The organism is Streptomyces sp. NPDC001443, assembly GCF_053597355.1.
This window is the reverse complement of record NZ_JBSFIA010000032.1, coordinates 1-16,098: the sequence shown is the minus strand read 5'-3', so window position 1 is coordinate 16,098 and position 16,098 is coordinate 1. Positions and strand designations below refer to the sequence as shown.

The following is a 16,098-nucleotide window of genomic DNA, read 5'->3' as shown; positions in this document are numbered from 1 at the left end:
GGCACTCCTCGTGTGTCCGGTTTCGGCTTCCGAGCGGCGGGCGGGTGCGGGGATCACTGCGGGTGGGTGCCGCGGAGGATCGGGTGGGTACGGGGCCGGGCGGCCGCCGGGCCGGGGTTCAGGTGCCCGGCGGGGGAGGGGGCTGTCTGGGCACCGGCCCGGCACCGGCCGACGGGTTGCGGGCCATGGCCGTCACGTCGAGGACGGGGGCGCCGAGGTCGGCCGCCGTGACCCGGACCTCGCCGCCGGTACGTCTGCGCTCCTCGGCGATGCTGAAGTACCGCTTGCGCAACTGCCGTACGTCGGACCTGAGCCAGGCCCCGGAGTGGACCGGCGCGTCGGGATCGGGATGGTCCCCGCGGGCGGCCTGACTGAACTTCACGGTGTCCTCCGAGGTGAGGCTGCCGAGTTTCAGATGGGTGAGCGCGCTGTTGGGCCAGATCTCGGCGACCACCTCGTGTGCCCGGTCGGGATCGTGGTGGCACACCTCGACGAACAGTACGATTCTGCTCCGCGCATGTTTCAGACAGGTCCTCAGGAAGTCCGTGCGCACCGAACCCATGCCGTCCCGCCAGTCCATGTGCGGTATCAGCACCAGCAGCAGCGCGTCCTGCTGCGCGAGCAGTCTGCTGAGCAGCTTGAACGCCTCGTGGACTTCCGTTTCGGCGCGCACCCGTTGCAGCGACTTCTCGGGGATCAGGTCGCCCAGCTCGTCGACGATCTTGTTGCGCAGGGCGGTGTTGATGTCCTGCGTCGACGCGAACTGCCCCCGCGCGTCCGTGCTGATGCCGTTCGCGCGATTGTCGTAGCCGCCGGTCATCGCCACGTAGGGCGTCGGCGGCTGGATGACTCCCGCTCGGCCCGCGCCCGGCCGGGGCTGCTGCCTGAAGTGCTCCAGGTACTGGTGGGCCAGGTGCACACACCGGTGGATCAGGGTGGTCTTGCCCATGCCGACCGGTCCCGTGACCACGACCAGATGGCCCGTGTCCACCTTCGGCAGGATCATCTCCGGCAGCCTTCTCAGGCACTGTTCGAACTGGTTCACCTGATCCAGGGCGTGATCGACGTCCACCCACTGCCCGGCGTGGCTCTCCTCCACCCACGGCACCAGCGGATGGTCGTCCAGCAGCGGAGGGGGCAGCCACGGCAGACTGTCCCTGCTGCCGGGCACGTAGACGCCGTACGGGTTGTCCTGGACGCCGCCGTGGGGATCGTTCTGCACCGGCCCGGTCATACGGCCGCTCCCGGTGCCGTGCGCCCGACCCGCCATTCAAGCACGGTGCGCAGGGCCCAGTGCACGGCGCCGCGGTCGAGGTCCGACACCGTGCGCAGCACGAGATCCACGGCCTCCCCGGCCTCGCGCACCTCACCGGCCCGGCCCTCCGGGCCGAGCACCACGCCCTCGCGCGAGGCGGGCAGCGGTCCGGCCAGCGGCAGCCGCTCGACGGCGCGTGCGGCGGCCCGTCGGCGCGCCGCCGGACCCGGTATCTGGAACAGCGTCCCGGCCAGGGCCTCACGCGTCGACCGTACGGCGGCGTGATCCGCCTCCGGGTCACTCCCGTAGGCGGCCAGATACGTGCGCGCCGCTCCCCGGAACGCCGCCTCGTCGGTCCGCAACCGCTGCCTCGACAGGCGCCGTTCGGACGAGACCCGCTCGGAGAACTGGCCACCCAGGGTGAGCAGCGCACCCGCCGCCAGCGCGGGCAGCCCCTTCAGGAACGCCTCGAACCAGCCGTCCTCGGCGCCGGATCCCCGCGCGGCCGGCGCGCCGGAGTCGGCCTCGGCCGCCATCAGCGCGGAACAGGCCCGCGTGAAGTCGTCCGTACGCCGATCCGCCCACTGCCGGAGCGTCATCCGCCCACCGGCCGCCGCGACTCCTGCCGACGCCGTCGGCCCCGCGGAGCCCGTGGCACCCGACGGTCCTACGGAGCCCGTGACACCCGACGGTCCTACAGAGCCCGTGGCACCCGTCGGCCCCGCGGAACCCACCGGCCGTACGGGCTGTACGGAGTCCTGTCCCGCCGCGCCGCCCGGCGTCAGCAGCCCCAGCGCCACGGCGGCCGCGACGAGGCCGTCGCGGTGCGCGTCCGACAGGCAGTACACCAACCGCACGTCCCGGTCGTCGGACGCCGACGGCGCGGCGGACGCCGGAGCGGCGCCGGCCGCCAGCAGCAGCGCCGTACCGCAGACCGCCGCGCCGTGGACCGCCGCCGCGTAGGCCGTGAACCCGTGAGCTCCGCGCACAGGGGACCGTGGGCCGCGCGGAGGAGCGGTGGCCCGTTCCGCCGGCCGGACGCCGGGCGGACGGCCACCCCTCGGCGCCTCCCGTCGGCCGTGTCCCGTCCCCTGCCTCATACGCCTCTCCCCGTCCCGGCCGCTCCGTCGCTCGGTAGCACCGGTGCTCCGTACGCCCTGCCGATCCTGCCGGTCGCTCCGGTCCCGGCGGTCCTGCCCGGACCGCCGGCGTCGCCGCCGCTCCCGCTCCTGCCGCCCTTGCCGCTCCTGCCGCCGTCTCCGTACGACTCCTCCCGTTCCGTGGCTACGCCACCGACTTCTTGTCGATCGTCCTGCGCTCCCGTACGAGCCGACGCGCGTCGGCCGCCTGGGGTTCCTCGGCGAGGACAGGACAGGGGACGGGGGCCGAACGGGCCAGCAGGGCCTGCGAGATGCCGTGCAGCACGTTCACCGTGACGACGGCGGGACCCACCGTGGCCGCCGTACCCGGGAAGTCACGCTCCAGGGTCAACGCGATCAGCACGGCCGTGATGCCGTTCTGCTGTCCGAGGCCGAGCGCGATCCGGTCGCCGCGCTCCAGATCCCGTACGAACAGGGGCATCACCACGAGCGCCACCACCGCCTGCGCCCCGAAGGCCGCCGTGCCCAGGACGAATCCCGGCCACCAGGCCACCCCGTGGGCCAACAGCAGCCCGAGCGCCAGGAACGCGGCGAGGAACGCACCGCCCACCGCACGCTCCAACCCCTTCGTCAGGACGGTGGACCGGACCACCAGCCCGGCCAGGGCCACCGCGAGCATCAGTTGCTGCGCCGCCGCGAGCACCAGCATCGCCACCACGAGCAGGACCGTCGCGGCGGCTCCGACCCGTCGCAGGGCCCCGGCCCGTCGCAGGGCCCCGGCCCGTCGCGGCGACCCGGCATCGCGCACCACGGCCGTCATCCGCCGTCCGGCCCACCACAGCGTCAACACCCCTGCCAGCAGCGCCGCGTTGAGACCGAGTCCGGTCAGATAGCCGCCCCCGCCGTCGCCCGACACCGCGGGCGCGCCCGTGTGTCCCGCCGCCGTGTACGCGTATCCCGCGAGGTAGAGGGTCAGCAGCACGGTCATCGGATCGTCGAAGGACGCCCACGCCGTCAACAAGGACCGGGCCCGCGGCGACATCCGTCCGTTGCGGCCGAGCGCGGCGACGGACAGCGGGTCGATCTGGGCCACCGCGATGCCCAGCACCAGCGCCTGGGGCCGGTGGAACACCAGCAGCATCGTCCCGGCGATCAGGGCCGCCTTCAGCAGCACCCCCACGGTCACCGCGGCCAGCACCCCGGTCAGGTCGGCCCGCAGCGCGTCGAGGTCGATCGCGTACGTGCTCCCGTACAGGCCGACGGCGAGCAACAGGCCTGCACCGAAAAGGTATCCACCCGAGTCGACCAGGGCCGAGGTGTCGACCAGGAGCCCGATCACCGCGCCCGCCACCAGCGTGCCCGCCGCGCCCACCACGACGACGGGAACCGACTCCGGCCGCCGACGCCAACGGGCACGCCCCGCTGTCGTCATGGCTCGTCCCCCCTCCGTTCCGCGCCCGCACGGTGTCGGCACGGCCGAGGACGCACCGCGCGCACGCCACCGTCGGCCGCCGCGCGAACCTCGTCGTGGGGCAGGTGAATGCTAGGGGGCCGAGATACCGCACGGAAGCACGACACAAGCCTCACGTAAGGTAGTTGACATCCCCCCTGGCCCGCGTGGTCGCACGGGACGGCCTCGGCGCCGCACCGCCTTGTATGCACGATGCCCTTCGCGGGCCGTCACCGAACACGGAGCGCCGGTGAGCGAGCGTATCCGGTCGGATCGCGAGCGCCCGGGGCGAGATCCCGGGCGCTCCCCGGATGACCCGGGGAGCAAGCGATGTCACTCCAACTCGCTGGGCGCGGGCGCGGGAGTCTTCCCGGCCAGTACGTCCTGAAGATGCTGGGTGCCGAAGGTGATCGCGTTCGCGGTGCTGTCGTGACTGACGCCCTCCGTGCCGCCGTTGGTGACCGTGACCGCGTTGGGGCCCACCTGCGAGGCGGCGACGTCCAGGGTGAGGGTGACGGGCTCGCCGTTCGAGGTGCCCTTGACCGACACCGTCAGGCCCTGCCGGGTGTCGCCCGCCTTCGGCAGGGTCGCTTCCACGACCTGTACGGTCCTGTCGCCGCCGGAGCCCTTCACGGTGAACTGGGCGCACTTGTCGGCCAGACCCGCCAGCCAGCTCAGCGACTTGTCGAGGTCGGCCTTGCCGTAGGCCGCGGTCTGCTGGAGCAGCCGGGAGTTGTTCTGGGTGAACCCGACGAGCGCCGAGGCCCCCGACGGCTTGCCCAGGAGGTCCTCGCCGTAGAGCCCGTCGATCAGGCGCTGACAGTCGGCGGCGGCCGACTTGTCGGTGACGAACTGGGAGGCGTCGACCGTGCCGGTCAACAGGGTGTCGTGCCAGGATTTGGGGTCCTGCGCCCGGGTCCAGGCGTCCTCCACGTCGGCCGCGGTGATCAGCGCGGCCTCTGCCTGGGCCTGCGTGACGGCGGCGACCGTGGCCGACGGGCTGGGGGAGGCCTTCCCGGTCGCCGCGGCCGAGGTCGTGGCGCCCGAGCCCTCCGATTCACCGTCCGAGCAGGCGGCCGTGATCAGCAGCGTGCCCACCGCCAGGGCCGAGGCGAGGACACGGGCGGGTCGGGACGGGCGAGGGGTCATCACGGATGCCTCCTGAGGCCGAGGACGTTTCCTCGAGGTGCTGGGCTCCCTTTCCCTCCCACGGCACCACCGGCTCCGGCACCCGACCAGCGCACGGAGCCGAAAGGGTGAACGCGCACCGGACCCCACCCCACTGTGCCGGGCCGCCGCACGGCCACGGAAAATACGAGGTGACAGCGGCCGTGGCCGGGCATCATGGCTGTCCCGCCGCCACCCGTACGGGGGTGGTCCGGGGACGGCGCCCGTGGCCGCACGCACCGGCCCGCGCCGGTGAGACGACCACCATCGGGGGCCCCTGTGACCATGACCAACATCCTGCTGTCCGGCGTCGTCGGCTCGACGGCGTACGGGCTCGCCCGCGCAGGCTCCGACGTTGACCGGCTCGGTCTGTTCGCGGCGCCCACCGAGGACCTGCACGGCCTGCACGGCCCGAAGGAGTCCCACGTCAGCACGGCACCGGACCGCACCCTGCACGAGGCCGCGAAGTGGTGCAGGCTGGCGCTGGGCGGCAACCCGACGGTGATGGAACTCGTCTGGCTCCCCGACGAGTTGTACGAGGTCCGCACCCCGCTGGGCGACGAACTCATCGGCATCCGGCTGTCGTTCCTGAGCGCACCGAGGATCCGCGCCGCCTATCTCGGCTACGCCACCCAGCAGTTCAGGAAACTCCAGAACCGCAGCGCGGGACCGCTCTCCGACGAGGTCCGCAGGCGCACCGCCAAGCACGCCCGCCACCTCAAGCGGCTCTGCACACAGGGGTACGAGCTCTACGCGACGGGCCGGCTGACCATCAGGGTCGACGACCCGGAGGCCTACCACCGCTTCGGCGAGCAGGTCGCGGCCGACGCCGAGGCCGCGCTGCCCCTGCTGCGCGGGTTCGAGGAGGCCTTCGAGGAGACGCGCGGCGTACTGCCGGAGCGGCCGGACGAGACGGCGGCCGAGGCCTGGCTGCGGCGGGTGCGGAGGCAGTTCTGGGCGATCGAGCCCCGGGCGACGGGCTCCTGACCGCAGTGGGCAAGTCCTTGTGACCGCACGGAAAATGGCGTGCTCCGACGCCGTGGCTCTCCCTAGACTCACCACATCACGCGCCGACCGGCGGTACGGCGGCGCGTCGTCGTGACGAGCGAGGGGAGCCCGGCCGTGCGTGACCGCATCGCTGTCGTCGCTTCCCGTTCCCGGTACGAGGTGATCCTCGTGTCTCCGGCCGCCCGGTGCCCGCTGCGCGGCCGGCACCGGATGCCGTGACGAGACGACGTCCTCACGGGCCCTGCCCGTCGGCCTGACCCGCGGAACCCGCCGGCTTCGCGGAGCCTGGCGGCCCTGCCGGGCCCGCCCGCTCGTTCGAACCTGACGGTTCACCGAGCCTGGCGGCTCGCGGAGCCTGACGGTTCACCGAGCTTGGAGGCTCGCGGAGCCTGACGGTTTCACCGAGCCTGGCGGCTCGTGGAGCCTGACGGTTCACCGAGCTTGGCGGCTCGCGGAGCCGCCAAGCCGCGGGCACACCGACGTCCCCGTCCGGCCATCGCGCCGCCCTTCTCACCGTCGCCCCGAAAGGCCATGGGCCGTGCGTACCCACCTCAACCCTCACCTCACCGACCCGCTCGCCGTCGTCCGCAACCTCGGCATCCTCGCCCATGTGGACGCGGGCAAGACCACCCTCACCGAGCGGATGCTGTACACGACCGGCAGCACCCACAAGCGCGGTGAGGTCCACGACGGCACGACCGTCACCGACTTCGACCCCCAGGAACGCGACCGTGGGATCACCATCTTCGCCGCGGCCGTCAGCTGCGCCTGGGACGGCCACCGGATCAACCTGATCGACACCCCAGGACACGTCGACTTCGCCGACGAGGTGGAGCGCTCGCTGCGCGTCCTCGACGGCGCCGTCGCGGTGTTCGACGCCGTGGCGGGGGTGGAGCCGCAGAGCGAGTCGGTGTGGCGGCAGGCCGACCGGCACGCCGTACCGAGGATCGCGTTCGTCAACAAGCTGGACCGGGCGGGCGCAGACCTGGACACGGCCGTCGCCTCGATCCGGGCGCGACTGCACCCGGCCCCGCTGGTCGTGCAGCTGCCGATCGGTACGGAGGACGGCTTCACCGGCGTCGTGGACCTGCTGCGTATGCGGGCACTGACCTGGGCCGACGGCGACGACACGGCCCAGGAGGGGCCGGTGCCGGCGGACCTGCGCGAGGAGGCGGACCGGCGGCGGCGGGCCCTGGAGGAAGCGGTGGCCGAACTGCACCCGGGCGCGCTGGACGAGTTCTGCGCACGCTCGGCGCTGTCGGCGGCGACGCTGGCCGCCGCACTGCGCGACCTGACGCACAGCGGCGACGGCGTGGTCGTGCTGTGCGGCTCGGCCTACCGCAACCGTGGTGTCGAGCCGCTGCTCGACGCCGTCGTGGCCTATCTGCCGTCGCCGCTGGACGTGCCCGCCGTACGGGGTACGCACGACGGCGTGGCCCAGGAGCGGTCCGCCGACCCGGCGGCGCCGCTGGCGGCCCTGGTGTTCAAGGTGAACGCCACCCCGACGGGGCGGCTGACGTATCTGCGGGTGTACTCGGGAACGATCGGGAAGGGGGACGCGGTGATGGACGCGGGCGCGCGGCGCACCGAGCGCATCGGCCGCATCCTGCGGGTGCAGGCGGACCGCCGGACCCCGCTGGAGCGGGCGGTGGCGGGTGACATCGTCGCCGTGGTCGGCCTGAAGTCGGCCCGTGCGGGCACGACGCTGTGCGCTCCCGAGGCACCCCTCGTGCTCGAACCGCCGGGCGTCGCCGACCCGGTCGTCTCCGTGGCGGTCGAGGTCCGGAAGGGCACCGACACCGACCGGCTGGCCGCCGCGCTCGGCCGGCTGACCGAGGAGGACCCGTCGCTGGTCGTCCGTACCGACCCGGAGACGGGGCAGACGGTGCTGTCCGGCATGGGCGAACTGCACCTGGAGGTGGCGGTGGAGACGCTCCGACGTGCCCACGGCCTCGACGTCAACGTGGGCCGTCCGCGGGTGGCCCACCGCGAGACCGTCGTCCGCGGGGTCGCCGGGCTGGTCTTCCGCCATGTCAAACAGGACGGTGGCGCCGGGCAGTTCGCACATGTCGTCCTCGACGTGGAACCGATGGACCCGATGGATCCCACCGGTTCCGCGCCGGTCGGAGGCGGCGACGGCGGCGGGGGCTTCGAGTTCCGGTCGGCCGTGGTCGGCGGCTCGGTGCCGCGGGAGTACGTCCGCGCGGTCGAGGCCGGGTGCCGGGACGCACTCGCCGACGGTCCGCTCGGCGGGCATCCGGTGACCGGCCTGCGGGTGACGCTGACCGACGGGGCGACGCATGTGAAGGACTCCTCCGACACGGCGTTCCGCACCGCCGGCCGGCTCGCGCTCCGCGAGGCCCTGCGCGCCTGCGAGCTGGTCCTGCTGGAGCCGGTGGCCGAGGTCACCGTCACCGTGCCCGAGGACGCGGTCGGCTCCGTGCTCGGCGACCTCGCGGCGCGCCGCGGCCGGGTCACGGGCTCGACCGTACGGGCCGGTTCGGCGGTCGTCGGCGCCACCGTGCCGCTGGCCGAACTGTTCGGCTACGCGACCCGGCTGCGCAGCCGGACCCAGGGCCGCGGCACCTTCACGGCCCGGCCCACCGGGTACGCACCGGCGCCGGCACCGGTGACCGGATCGACACGGTAGGAGCCGCCGGAGGTACGGATCGCCGCGGTGGGAGCCGCCGGAGGTACGGATCGACACGGCGGCAGCCGTCGGCCGTACGGCGGTTCGCGCCACGAACCTCGGGTTCGTGGCGCGAACCGCCCGTCGCGAGGCCGCTGTTCGGGGCGCCCCCGGCTCCGTCGAAACACAACCGTTGCACAACACCCCCGAGACGGTCCCCGCGCAGGTCACAGCCTGTGCGACCGCTGTGCACAGCGGTCCGGCGCCATGGTTCGGGTCGGAGTCGCCGGGGAGACCCTGCCGGATGTCTTGACGTGTTCTTCTTCCGAGGTTTAACTCACGTCGTAAATTAAGCCATGAGGGGCTTCGGGAGTCGAACGGGGTGTCACTTCCGCGGCCTGCCTCGGGGTTCACGACTCCAGGAAAGGGACACCAGGAGCCATGCGCAGCATCCGAGCCGCGGCCGTCGGCGCCGTCACCATGTCACTCGCTCTCGCCGCCACGGCCTGCGGAGGCGGATCGGCGAACGGCGGCGGGTCCAACGACTCGCCGAAGACGCTCACCTACTGGGCCTCCAACCAGGGCGCCAGCATCGAGATCGACAAGAAGGTCCTCCAGCCCGAACTCGACAAGTTCGAGAAGCAGACCGGGGTCAAGGTCAAGCTGGAGGTGGTCCCCTGGTCCGACCTGCTGAACCGGATCCTCACCGCCACCACCTCCGGCCAGGGCCCCGACGTCCTCAACATAGGCAACACCTGGAGCGCCTCGCTCCAGGCCACCGGGGCGCTGCTGCCGTGGGACGCGAAGCAGTTCGACGCGATCGGCGGCAAGGACCGCTTCGTCGCCTCCGCGCTCGGCTCGACCGGCGCCGAGGGCAAGGACCCGGCCGCGGTGCCGCTGTACTCGATGGCGTACGCGCTCTACTACAACAAGAAGATGTTCGCCGACGCCGGCATCGCCAACCCGCCGGCCACCTGGGCCGAGCTGATCGCCGACGGCAAGAAGCTGTCCAAGGGCGGCAAGTGGGGCCTGGGCGCGGAGGGTTCGAACCCGTCCGAGAACATCCACCACGTCTTCGTCTTCGCCAAGCAGCACGGCGCCGACTTCTTCACCGCCGACGGCAAGCCCGACTTCACCAACGACGGCGTGGTCAGCGCGGTCCAGCAGTACGTCGGCCTGATGGCCTCCGACAAGATCATCGCGCCGGGCAACGCCGAGTACGCGCAGAACCAGTCCGTCAGCGACTTCGCCAAGGGCAAGAACGCGATGCTGCTGTGGCAGTCCGCGTCCGCCAACCTCAAGTCCCAGGGCATGAGCGAGGCCGACTACGGCATCGCCCCGGTACCCGTGCAGTCCGGCACCCCCGGCACCGGCGCGAACGTCAACTCCATGGTCGCCGGCATCAACATGGCGGTCTTCAAGAACACCCACAACCTCGACGGCGCCACGAAGTTCGTGAAGTTCATGACGAGCGACGCCGAGCAGAAGATCCTCAACACCGCGTACAGCTCCATCCCGCCGGTCGCCGCCGCGCAGGCGGACACCGCCTTCAACACCCCGGCCAACGCGGTCCTGAAGGACACGCTCGCCAAGAGCGCCTCCGCGCTGCCGCAGGTCGCCGACGAGTCCCAGTTCGAGACGGCCGTCGGCACGGCCGTCAAGGAGCTGTTCGCGGACGCGGCCGCCGGACGCGCGGTCACCGCCGAGTCCGTGAAGGCGAAGCTCGAGAAGGCCCAGCAGCAGATGCCGACCAAGTAAGTGAGCACCATGACCACCACTGTCTCCACGGAGGCCGGGGGGCGGACGGTGCGCAAGGACGCCCCCGGTGCGGCGCGCGGTTCCCGCCGCCGCACCGGGCGGCTCCGCCGCGCCGGACTCCCGTACTTCCTGCTTCTGCCGGCGCTGATCCTCGAACTCCTGGTCCATCTGGTGCCGATGGTGATCGGCATCGTGATGAGCTTCAAGGAGCTCACCCAGTTCTTCATCCGGGACTGGAGCACCGCGCCGTGGTCCGGCCTGGACAACTACACGGTGTCGGTGGACTTCGACGCACCCGTCGGCGAGGCCCTGCTCCACTCCTTCCTGGTCACCGTCGCGTTCACGCTGCTGTCCGTCGGCCTGTGCTGGATGATCGGCACGGCGGCGGCGATCTGCATGCAGGACGCGTTCCGCGGCCGCGGTCTGCTGCGCGCCCTGTTCCTGGTGCCGTACGCCCTGCCGGTCTACGCGGCCGTCATCACCTGGGTGTTCATGTTCCAGCACGACAACGGCCTGGTGAACCACGTCCTGCACGACCAGCTGCACCTCACCGACAAGCCGTCCTTCTGGCTGATCGGCGACAACAGCTTCTACGCCCTGCTCACCGTGTCGGTGTGGAAGGGCTGGCCGTTCGCCTTCCTGATCGTGATGGCCGGACTCCAGAACATCCCGCGGGAGCTGTACGAGGCGGCCGCCCTCGACGGCGCGGGCGTCTGGAAGCAGATCCGCCACATCACCCTGCCGTCGCTCAGCGCGGTCAACCAGGTCCTGGTCCTGGTGCTGTTCCTGTGGACCTTCAACGACTTCAACACGCCGTACGTCCTGTTCGGCAGGACCGCCCCCGAGGCCGCGGACCTCATCTCGGTCCACATCTACCAGGCCTCCTTCGTCACCTGGAACTTCGGCACCGGTTCGGCGATGTCCGTCCTGCTGCTGCTGTTCCTGCTCCTCGTCACCGGCGTGTACCTCGCCGTCACGTCCCGCGGACGGAGGACCTCCCGTGTCTGACTCGCCCATGGCGCAGCCGAGTTCGTTCGTATGGACCCGGCGGGTCTTCCTCACCCTGCTCACCGGGTTCGTGCTGGTGCCGGTCTACGTCATGATCTCCAGCTCGCTGAAGCCGCTCGCGGACGTCAGCGGCAAGTTCCGCTGGGTGCCGAGCGGCCTGACGATCCGCCCCTACATCGACATCTGGTCGACCGTCCCGCTCGCCCGGTACTTCGTGAACTCGCTGATCGTGGCGGGCGCGGCCACGGTCTGCTCGGTGGTGATCGCGGTCTTCTCCGCGTACGCGGTCAGCCGCTACGAGTTCCGCGGCAAGCGCGTGTTCACGGTGACCGTCCTGTCGACGCAGATGTTCCCCGGCATCCTCTTCCTGCTGCCGCTGTTCCTGCTCTACGTCAACATCGGCAACGCCACCGGCATCGCCCTGTTCGGCTCGCGCGGCGGTCTGATCCTCACGTACCTCACCTTCTCGCTCCCGTTCTCCATCTGGATGCTGATCGGGTACTTCGACTCGGTGCCGCGCGAACTCGACGAGGCGGCCCTGGTGGACGGCTGCGGCCCGCTCGGCGCGCTGTTCCGGGTCGTGGTCCCGGCCGCGATCCCCGGCATCGTCGCGGTGGCCGTCTACGCCTTCATGACCGCCTGGGGCGAGGTGCTGTTCGCGTCGGTGATGACCAACGACACCACCCGCACCCTCGCGGTCGGCCTCCAGGGCTACTCCACGCTCAACGACGTGTACTGGAACCAGATCATGGCCGCCTCGCTGGTCGTCAGCGTGCCCGTGGTCGCCGGATTCCTGCTGCTCCAGCGCTATCTCGTGGCCGGCCTCACCGCCGGAGCGGTCAAGTGACCGACGCCGCGACCGCCGTCGGCCGGACGACCTCCGGCCGGTCGGCCGCCGGTGAAGCGACGACCAACCCCCCTATTCCTGAGAGGGCTTCAGTGTCCGAACGTATCGACCTCGCCGCACTCCCGCACGACTTCCTGTGGGGCACGGCCACATCGGCGTACCAGATCGAGGGAGCCGTGGCGGAGGACGGCCGTTCCCCGTCGATCTGGGACACCTTCTCGCACACCCCCGGCAAGATCGACAACGACGACCACGGCGACGTCGCCTGCGACCACTACCACCGCTGGCGCGAGGACATCGGCCTGATGCGCCGGCTCGGCACCAACGCCTACCGGCTGTCCGTCGCCTGGCCGCGCGTCGTGCCCGGCGGCGACGGCCCGGTCAACCCCAAGGGCCTCGCCTTCTACGACGAGTTGGTCGACGGACTCCTGGAGGCGGGCATCACCCCCTCCGTCACCCTCTACCACTGGGACCTGCCGCAGGCGCTCCAGGACCGCGGCGGCTGGCCCGAGCGCGAGACCGCGGAGCACTTCGCCGCGTACGCCTCGGTCGTCGCCGAACGCCTCGGCGACCGCGTCACCCACTGGACCACCCTCAACGAGCCCCTCTGCTCGGCCTGGATCGGCCATCTGGAGGGCAAGATGGCCCCCGGCCTCACCGACCTGACGGCCGCCGTCCGCGCCTCCTACCACCTCCTCCTCGGCCACGGCCTCGCCGCCCAGGCGATCCGCGCCGCCGCCCCGGACGCCGAGGTCGGCATCGTCAACAACCTCTCCACCGTCCACGCGGCGAGCGACCGCCCCGAGGACGTCGCCGCCGCCCGCCGCATGGACGGCCACACCAACCGCTGGTGGCTGGACCCGGTGCACGGCCGCGGCTTCCCGGCCGACATGCGCGAGGTCTACGGCGTCGAACTCCCGGAGAAGCCGGGCGACATGGAGACGATCGCGGCCCCGCTCGACTGGCTCGGCCTGAACTACTACTTCCCGGCCACCGTCGCCGACGACCCCGAAGGGCCGGCCCCGCGGGCCCTCTCGGTCCGCAAGCCCGACGTCCCGCGCACCGGCATGGACTGGGAGATCGACGCGAGCGGCATCGAGACGCTGCTGCTGCGCCTCACCCACGAGTACGCCCCGCGCAAGCTGTACGTCACGGAGAACGGCTCGTCCTTCCCCGACGTCGTACGCCCCGACGGCACCGTCGACGACCCGGAGCGCCAGGACTACCTGATCCGGCACCTCGCCGCCTGCGCGTCCGCCGCCCGCAAGGGCGCCCCGCTGGCCGGCTACTTCGCCTGGTCGCTGCTGGACAACTTCGAGTGGGCGTACGGCTACGACAAGCGCTTCGGCCTCGTCCACGTCGACTACCGCACCCAGGAGCGCACCGTCAAGGGCACCGGCCACCGCTACGCGGACATCGTCCGCACGCACCGCGGCCGGTCGAGCCGGGCCGCCTGAGGCCCGTCCGAAACCCCTGCGGTGGGCGTGGGCGCGGGAGCCCGCGCCCACCGCGGGACCCAAGCACGACCCGAGCACCACCAGCGGGAGTGATCGCCCGCGACGAACCACCCACAGAAATGTCAGGTGCATGCCATAAGAGTCCGATCGACCGAGGAGAGCCGCATGCCATCCACGACCCGCCGCACGACTCGCACCCTCCGCACGACCCGCACCCCACGCACCCTCATGACGGCCCTCGCCGCACTGGCGCTGCTGTCCGCCGGCCCGGCCTTCGTCACACCGGCCGCCGCGCAACCGACCGCCGCCGCGGCGTACGCCTGGGACACCGACCGCGCCGCCGCGGCCTACGCCCTGAACCCGGCCGCCGTCACCGCCTCCGGCAGCGAGAACGGCGGCACCACCCCGGGCCTCGCCTTCGACGGCAACGGCGCCACCCGCTGGTCCAGCAACTTCGCCGACGACGCCTGGATCCGCCTCGACCTGGGCACCACGATCCGGATCGACCGCGTCACCCTCGACTGGGAGGCCGCCTACGGAAAGCGCTACGTCCTGGAGGTGTCGAAGAACGGCACCGACTGGACCCCCTTCTACACCGAGACCGCCGGCACCGGCGGCTCGCTCACCGCGCACACCTACCCCCAGGAGGCGACCGGCCGCTACGTCCGTCTGCGCGGCCTGGAACGCGCCACGCCATACGGCTACTCTCTCTACTCCTTCAAGGTGTACGGCGGCGAACCCGCGCCCGCGTCGACGACCCGCGCCAACCTGGCCCTGAACCACCCGGCCTACTCGAACTTCTACCAACACGCGGGGAACTCACCGGCGTTCGTCACGGACGGCGGCTGGCCCGCCGACCTGAAGAGCGACGCGACCCGCTGGTCGAGCGACTGGAACGCCGACCGCTGGGTCTCGGTCGACCTCGGCGCCACCTCGACGATCTCCTCCGTGGACCTGTACTGGGAGGCGGCCTACGCCGTCGACTACCGGCTCCAGGTCTCCGACGACAACCGCACCTGGCGCACGGTCTACCAGCCGTCCGCCGCCGACGTCGCCGCCCGCCGCGCGAACGTCAAGTCCCCGTCGGAGGCGACGGGCCTGCACGACACGGTGACCCTCCCGTCCCCGGCCACCGGCCGCTACGTCCGCATGCTCGGCACGGAACGCCGCTCCTTCTACAACCCGGCCCCCTACACCGCCCAGTTCGGCTATTCCCTCTACGAGTTCCAGGTCTGGGGAACCGGCGGCAGCGCCTCCGCCGCCTACCCGGCCCTGCCCGCCGACCAGTCGGGCACCTACCGCACCACGTTCTTCGACGACTTCACCGGCGCGGCCCTCGACCGCTCCAAGTGGCGCGTCGTACGCACCGGAACGGAGATGGGCCCGGTCAACGGCGAGTCACAGGCGTACGTCGACTCCACGGACAACATCCGCACCGAGAACGGCAGCCTGATCCTCAGGTCCAAGTACTGCAAGGGCTGCACCCAGGCGGGCGGCGGCACCTACGACTTCACCTCGGGCCGTATCGACACCGACACCAGGTTCGACTTCACCTACGGCCGGGTCAGCGCCCGGATGAAACTCCCGGTCGGCGACGGCTTCTGGCCCGCCTTCTGGCTGCTCGGCAGCAACGTCGACGACCCGTCCGTCTCCTGGCCCGCCTCCGGCGAGACCGACATCATGGAGAACATCGGCTACGCCGACTGGACGAGTTCAGCCCTGCACGGCCCCGGCTACTCGGCCGACGGCAACATCGGCGCCCGCCAGACCTACCCGAACGGCGGCCGCGCCGACCAGTGGCACACGTACGCCGTCGAATGGACCCCGACGGCGATGCGCTTCTACGTCGACGACCGCCTGGTCCAGGAGACCACCCGCAACAAGGTCGAGTCGACGCGCGGCCAATGGGTCTACGACCACGACCAGTACGTCATCCTCAACCTCGCCCTGGGCGGCGCCTACCCGGCCGGCTGGAACCAGGTCACCACCCCCTACTGGGGCCTGCCCCAGCCGAGTGTGGACCGCATCGCGGCCGGGGGAGTACAGGCGGAGGTGGACTGGGTCCGCGTGGAACAGAAGGGGTAGGGGGCCGAGGCCGGGTGGGGCGGGAGCGCAACGGACAGACCGTGCCCTGACTGGTGGCCGGGGCGCCGGATTCCTCCAGGGCTTGGAGGAGTTCCCTGCCGTAGCGGGGAGGGTCCCGCATCAGGGCGAGCACGCAGTACTCCAGGACGCCTTTGCGTAGTTGGGTGGCTGCCCGGGCCTGCCTGGGGCGCCTTCCGGTGCCGCACCCGTCCGCCCGACGGTTCGTGAAGTTCGTGCGGCGCGTGGTGGAGGTCCGGACGGGTGGACGTGGGGGGGGGGGGCGGGCGGGGGGGCCCCCGCCCGGCCGCGAGGGGAGGGGGGGGGGGCCGCGGGG

11 protein-coding genes and 1 pseudogene are annotated in these 16,098 nt (G+C 71.9%); 7 read left to right on the top strand and 5 right to left on the bottom strand.

The genetic code is table 11. From position 1 onward, the window contains the following. Positions 1-118 precede the first annotated feature (118 nt). The 4 genes from ACWC24_RS28645 to ACWC24_RS28630 form a co-directional block, all read right to left on the bottom strand. On the bottom strand, positions 119-1,234 hold the full coding sequence (locus ACWC24_RS28645; RefSeq protein WP_450665776.1) for a hypothetical protein: 1,116 nt from the start codon (positions 1,232-1,234) through the stop codon (positions 119-121). After that, positions 1,231-2,244, bottom strand: coding sequence for a hypothetical protein (locus tag ACWC24_RS28640; RefSeq protein WP_450665775.1), 1,014 nt, complete (start codon positions 2,242-2,244; stop codon positions 1,231-1,233). Before ACWC24_RS28640 ends, ACWC24_RS28645 begins: the two co-directional genes overlap by 4 nt. Before the next feature lie 295 nt (positions 2,245-2,539). Further along, positions 2,540-3,787 carry a hypothetical protein gene (locus ACWC24_RS28635; protein WP_450665774.1) on the bottom strand — a complete coding sequence of 416 codons (1,248 nt, stop codon included), beginning with the start codon at positions 3,785-3,787 and terminating at the stop codon, positions 2,540-2,542. Between the two features lie 351 nt (positions 3,788-4,138). Beyond that, positions 4,139-4,954, bottom strand: a complete 816-nt coding sequence (locus tag ACWC24_RS28630; protein ID WP_450665773.1) for a hypothetical protein — start codon at positions 4,952-4,954, stop codon at positions 4,139-4,141. A gap of 303 nt (positions 4,955-5,257) precedes the next feature. On the opposite strand from ACWC24_RS28630, the gene ACWC24_RS28625 reads away from it, so the two are divergent. The 7 genes from ACWC24_RS28625 (at position 5,258) to ACWC24_RS28595 (ending at position 15,764) form a co-directional block, all read left to right on the top strand. Beyond that, positions 5,258-5,959 carry a nucleotidyltransferase domain-containing protein gene (locus ACWC24_RS28625; protein ID WP_450665772.1) on the top strand — a complete coding sequence of 234 codons (702 nt, stop codon included), beginning with the start codon at positions 5,258-5,260 and terminating at the stop codon, positions 5,957-5,959. A gap of 559 nt (positions 5,960-6,518) precedes the next feature. Then, entirely contained in the window at positions 6,519-8,630 is a 2,112-nt protein-coding gene (gene fusA / locus ACWC24_RS28620) for an elongation factor G (protein WP_450665771.1), read from the top strand. 420 nt (positions 8,631-9,050) lie between these two features. Beyond that, on the top strand, positions 9,051-10,367 hold the full coding sequence (locus ACWC24_RS28615; RefSeq protein ID WP_450665770.1) for an ABC transporter substrate-binding protein: 1,317 nt from the start codon (positions 9,051-9,053) through the stop codon (positions 10,365-10,367). A gap of 9 nt (positions 10,368-10,376) precedes the next feature. After that, a complete protein-coding gene (locus tag ACWC24_RS28610; protein WP_450665769.1) occupies positions 10,377-11,375 on the top strand; it encodes a carbohydrate ABC transporter permease in 999 nt (332 codons plus the stop codon). A 7-nt stretch (positions 11,376-11,382) separates the two neighbouring features. Then, positions 11,383-12,222, top strand: a complete 840-nt coding sequence (locus ACWC24_RS28605; protein ID WP_450665849.1) for a carbohydrate ABC transporter permease — start codon at positions 11,383-11,385, stop codon at positions 12,220-12,222. A gap of 92 nt (positions 12,223-12,314) precedes the next feature. Then, a complete protein-coding gene (locus ACWC24_RS28600) occupies positions 12,315-13,679 on the top strand; it encodes a GH1 family beta-glucosidase (protein ID WP_450665768.1) in 1,365 nt (454 codons plus the stop codon). A 165-nt stretch (positions 13,680-13,844) separates the two neighbouring features. After that, complete coding sequence (locus tag ACWC24_RS28595) at positions 13,845-15,764, top strand: discoidin domain-containing protein (RefSeq protein WP_450665767.1); 1,920 nt, start codon at positions 13,845-13,847, stop codon at positions 15,762-15,764. On the opposite strand, the pseudogene ACWC24_RS28590 reads toward ACWC24_RS28595, so the two are convergent. After that, positions 15,727-15,909: pseudogene (locus ACWC24_RS28590) on the bottom strand (PadR family transcriptional regulator); the annotation flags it as partial. The gene ACWC24_RS28595 and the pseudogene ACWC24_RS28590 overlap by 38 nt on opposite strands. Positions 15,910-16,098: the final 189 nt, after the last annotated feature.

Excerpts from the sequence above, each read along its gene's own strand:
- ACWC24_RS28645 (WP_450665776.1), bottom strand. The coding sequence starts at position 1,234 with ATGACCGGGCCGGTGCAGAACGATCCCCACGGCGGCGTCCAGGACAAC.
- ACWC24_RS28635 (WP_450665774.1), bottom strand. The coding sequence starts at position 3,787 with ATGACGACAGCGGGGCGTGCCCGTTGGCGTCGGCGGCCGGAGTCGGTT.
- ACWC24_RS28630 (WP_450665773.1), bottom strand. The coding sequence starts at position 4,954 with ATGACCCCTCGCCCGTCCCGACCCGCCCGTGTCCTCGCCTCGGCCCTG.
- ACWC24_RS28625 (WP_450665772.1), top strand. The coding sequence starts at position 5,258 with ATGACCAACATCCTGCTGTCCGGCGTCGTCGGCTCGACGGCGTACGGG.
- ACWC24_RS28615 (WP_450665770.1), top strand. The coding sequence starts at position 9,051 with ATGCGCAGCATCCGAGCCGCGGCCGTCGGCGCCGTCACCATGTCACTC.
- ACWC24_RS28610 (WP_450665769.1), top strand. The coding sequence starts at position 10,377 with ATGACCACCACTGTCTCCACGGAGGCCGGGGGGCGGACGGTGCGCAAG.
- ACWC24_RS28605 (WP_450665849.1), top strand. The coding sequence starts at position 11,383 with ATGGCGCAGCCGAGTTCGTTCGTATGGACCCGGCGGGTCTTCCTCACC.
- ACWC24_RS28595 (WP_450665767.1), top strand. The coding sequence starts at position 13,845 with ATGCCATCCACGACCCGCCGCACGACTCGCACCCTCCGCACGACCCGC.